Genomic DNA, 3546 nt, shown 5'->3' on the forward strand with positions numbered 1-3546 from the left:
TGGATCGCACACCAGCATGTAGCCGGGCGCATGCGTGATGCAGATCGACGGCCGCGCCTCGATCACGGCGGCCTGCGGCGTGACCCCGCAGCCCCAGAACACCGGCTGCTCGCCGGCGCGGATCTCGGTCGGCTCGCCCTCGTCGGGGCGGTTCACGTCGGCGATGCCGATCGCGGCCGGATCGCCCACATGCAGCGGCGCGCCGTGCGCGCCCGGCAGCTTCGCGCACACCTCGAACGCGATGGTAGTTTCCTCGGCCGTGTAGGGCCGCATCGACACCACGGTCGGCCCGCGAAACGGCCCCACCGGCACCGTCTGCAGCGAACTGCGATACATCGGCACGACCTTGCGTTCGTCGACGTGACGCACGCGCAGCCCTGCCTGTTCGAGCGCGAACTCGAACGACAGCGAACAGCCGATCACGAAGCCGACGAAATCGTCCTGCCACAGCGCGCGGATCTCGCGCGGTTCTTCCACCAGCTTGCCGTCGCGCCAGACGCGGTAGCGCGGCAGATCGGTGCGCAGGTCGAGATCGGCGCCGAGCGCGGGCAGGCGCGGGTCGCCCGGCTCGGTCATGCCGATCAGCGGGCACGGCACCGGGTTGGCGCGGCAGTACGCGGCGAAATCGTCGGCGTAGGCGGCGGGCAGGATCACGAGGTTGCCCTGCGCGTGGCCGGGGGCCGCGCCGCTGGTGTTGCCGTCGTAGCCGGCGCGGAACGCGAGGCGCGCGCCGTGCGGCGTGGCGAGGGCCGCCTCGGGCGGCGTCGGAGTGGCGGTGTCGGTCATGGTCGAATCGATCAGGGTTGCGAAGGGTTCAATCGAGCGCGGCGTTGGCCGTCTCGCGCATCGCCAGCAGCGCCACGCCGCCGATCAGCATCGCGCCCACCAGCAGGAACGCGGGCGACATCAGGTTGCCGGTCGCGCCGATCAGCGCGGTGGCGAGGTAGGGCGTCACGCCGCCGCCGAGCATCGCGCCGAAGTTGAAGCTGAACGCCATGCCGGTGTAGCGCACCCGCGTCGGGAACTGCTCGGCGTAGGTCGGGTAGCCCACCGATTGCACCGCGGGCATCGGCAGCGCCACCACGAACATCGCGAGCGCGGCCAGCGCGAAGCTGTGCTGGTTCATCAGCACCATCATCGGGAAGATCAGCACGACGTAGCCCACGAAGCCGACGATCAGCACGCGGCGTCGGCCGATGCGGTCCGACAGCCCGCCCCAGAGCGGCATCATCACGGCCATCGCCAGGCTGATGCAGGCCATCAGCGCGAATACGCTGGCCTTGTCGTACTTCAGGTAGGTGGTCATGTAGATGTTCATGAACACGAAGCCGACCCAGTAGCCCGCGTTCTGGCCGAACGAGATCAGGAACACCTTGAGCAGCGCCGCGCGATGCCGCGCGAACACCTCGGCGAGCGGCGCCTTGGCCGGCTCGTGGCGCGCGGCGGCCTGGCGGAACGCCACCGATTCGTCGACGCGCTTGCGGATCAGCGCCGACAGCAGCACGAACGGAATCGCCATCAGGAACGGAATGCGCCAGCCGCCCGCATGCATCTGCTCGGCGCCGACGAACGCGGTGGTCAGGCTGCAGACGATCGCGGCCAGCGCGCCGCCGATCGCCACGCCCACCGGCGTGAACGCGCCGTAGAAGCCGCGCCGGCCGCGCGGTGCGGATTCGGCCAGATAGGCCGCCGCGCCCGTCACTTCCGCGCCCGAGAAGAAGCCCTGCGCGAGCCGCGCCGCGAGCAGCAGGATCGGTGCGGCCACGCCGGCGGTGGCCGCGGTGGGCAGCAGGCCGACCGCCGCGGTGGCGATGCCCATGCCGATCACCGTGACCAGCAGCACCGCGCGCCTGCCCACGCGATCGCCTAGCCGGCCCAGCACGATGCCGCCGATCGGCCGCATCAGGAACGCGCTGCCGAAGATCGCGAGGATCGACAGCAGGGCGGCGGTGGGGTTGTCGGCCGGAAAGAACAGCGGGCCGATCAGCGCCGCCATGTAGCCGTACACGCCGAATTCGTAGTATTCGATTGCCGTGCCGGCGGCGGCCGCCAGCGCGGCCTTGCGCGCGATCGCGCGGGCGGTGGGGTCGGACACGCCGGAGGCATCCGGTTCCACCGTGGCAGCCTGAAGCTCTGCAGTGCTTGCGTTCAACATCTGGACTCCTGAGTAATGGCTGGCCGGTGTGCCGGCGTGGGGGCGGGTGAAACTAGGGTGTCGCGGCGAGTGCGCCGTGCGGATTGTGGTGTCCGGACGCTTCGAATGCCGGCGATCGCACCGCGATGCCGGCCGCGTCGAGCGCGGCGCGGATCCGTTGCGCGAACGCCGCCGCGCCGGGCTGGTCGCCGTGGATACAGAGCGTGTCGGGTTCGATCGGGATCGCCACGCCGTTCACGGAGTGCACGACGCCGTCGCGCAACATGCCGAACACCTGGCGGATCGATACGTCGGCGTCGGTGATCAGCGCGCGCGGGTCGGCGCGCGGCGTCAGCGAGCCGTCGTCCTGATAGGTGCGGTCGGCGAACACTTCCTGGGCGACGCGCAGGCCCGCGTCGCGCGCGGCGTCCACCATCGCCGAGCCGGCCAGCGCGTAGAACACCAGCGCGGGATCGACGTCGCGCACCGCGGCGCAGATCGGTTCGGCGATCTCGCGGCGGCGCGCGGCGAGGTTGTAGAGCGCGCCGTGCGGCTTGACGTGCGCGAGCCGCGTGCCGGCCGCCTCGGCGAACGCCTTGACCGCGCCGATCTGATAGACGGTGATCGCGTACAGCTCGTCGGCGCTCAGTTGCATGTCGCGGCGGCCGAAGCCGGGCAGATCCGGGAAGCCCGGATGCGCGCCGATCGCCGCGCCGGCCGCGCGGGCCGCCTGCACGGTGCGCGCGATGGTGCGCGGGTCGCCGGCGTGAAAGCCGCAGGCGATGTTGGCCGAGCTGACGTGCGGCAGTACAGCGGCGTCGTCGCCGAGCCGGTACACGCCGAAGCTCTCGCCCAGATCGCTGTTGAAATCGAGTTCAGCGCGCATGACCTTGCTCCCAGGCGGCGAAGCCGCGTGCCTGCGCGAGCGCGAGGCGCTGCGCGTCGGCCAGTTCGATCCGCTCGAAACGCAGTGCCTCGCCGGGCGAGGTCTGCGCCAGGCGGGGCAGATCGACCACGCACACCTGCGCGATCTTCGGATAGCCGCCGGTGGTCTGGCGGTCGGCCATCAGCACGATCGGCTGGCCGTCGGGCGGCACCTGCACGGTGCCGAACGCGAGCGCTTCCGAGGCGGCCTCGAACGGCGCGGCCAGCGCGAGCGGCGCGCCCTCGAGCCGGTAGCCCATGCGATCCGATTGCGCCGACACGCGATAGGCCGTGTCGAGCAGCGCGGCCTGCGCCTCGGCGGTGAAGCGCGCCCATTCGCGGCCGGCCACGATTCGCAGCGGTTCGCCGGCGTCGCGCAGCACGCCGTCGTCGAACACCGGGCCGAAGCCGTCGCGTTCGCGGAACGACGGATAGCGCTCGCGCGTCGCCAGCGTGTCGCCGCGGCGCAGCGCACGGCCGCGCAGGCC

3 protein-coding genes and 1 pseudogene are annotated in these 3546 nt (G+C 71.7%); all 4 read right to left on the minus strand.

Annotated elements, in window-relative coordinates; all coding sequences use genetic code 11:
* Nucleotides 1-786, minus strand: a 786-nt coding sequence (locus G3N92_RS31980) for a putative hydro-lyase (protein ID WP_206131536.1), incomplete at its 3' end; no start/stop codon positions are given.
* 28 nt (nt 787-814) lie between these two features.
* Nucleotides 815-2095 (minus strand): MFS transporter, encoded by a 1281-nt coding sequence (locus tag G3N92_RS31985; RefSeq protein ID WP_339385863.1) that lies wholly within the window; start codon nt 2093-2095, stop codon nt 815-817.
* A 112-nt stretch (nt 2096-2207) separates the two neighbouring features.
* On the minus strand, nt 2208-3020 hold the full coding sequence (locus G3N92_RS31990; protein WP_206131538.1) for a 5-oxoprolinase subunit PxpA: 813 nt from the start codon (nt 3018-3020) through the stop codon (nt 2208-2210).
* Nucleotides 3010-3546: pseudogene (locus tag G3N92_RS31995) on the minus strand (carboxylase); the annotation flags it as partial. The gene G3N92_RS31990 and the pseudogene G3N92_RS31995, both read right to left, overlap by 11 nt.

The organism is Burkholderia sp. Ac-20379, from assembly GCF_017104645.1.
In the GTDB taxonomy this organism is placed as follows: domain Bacteria; phylum Pseudomonadota; class Gammaproteobacteria; order Burkholderiales; family Burkholderiaceae; genus Burkholderia.

Bases quoted from the DNA above. Each gene is read 5' to 3' on its own strand.
- G3N92_RS31990 (WP_206131538.1), bottom strand. From the start codon at position 3,020: ATGCGCGCTGAACTCGATTTCAACAGCGATCTGGGCGAGAGCTTCGGC.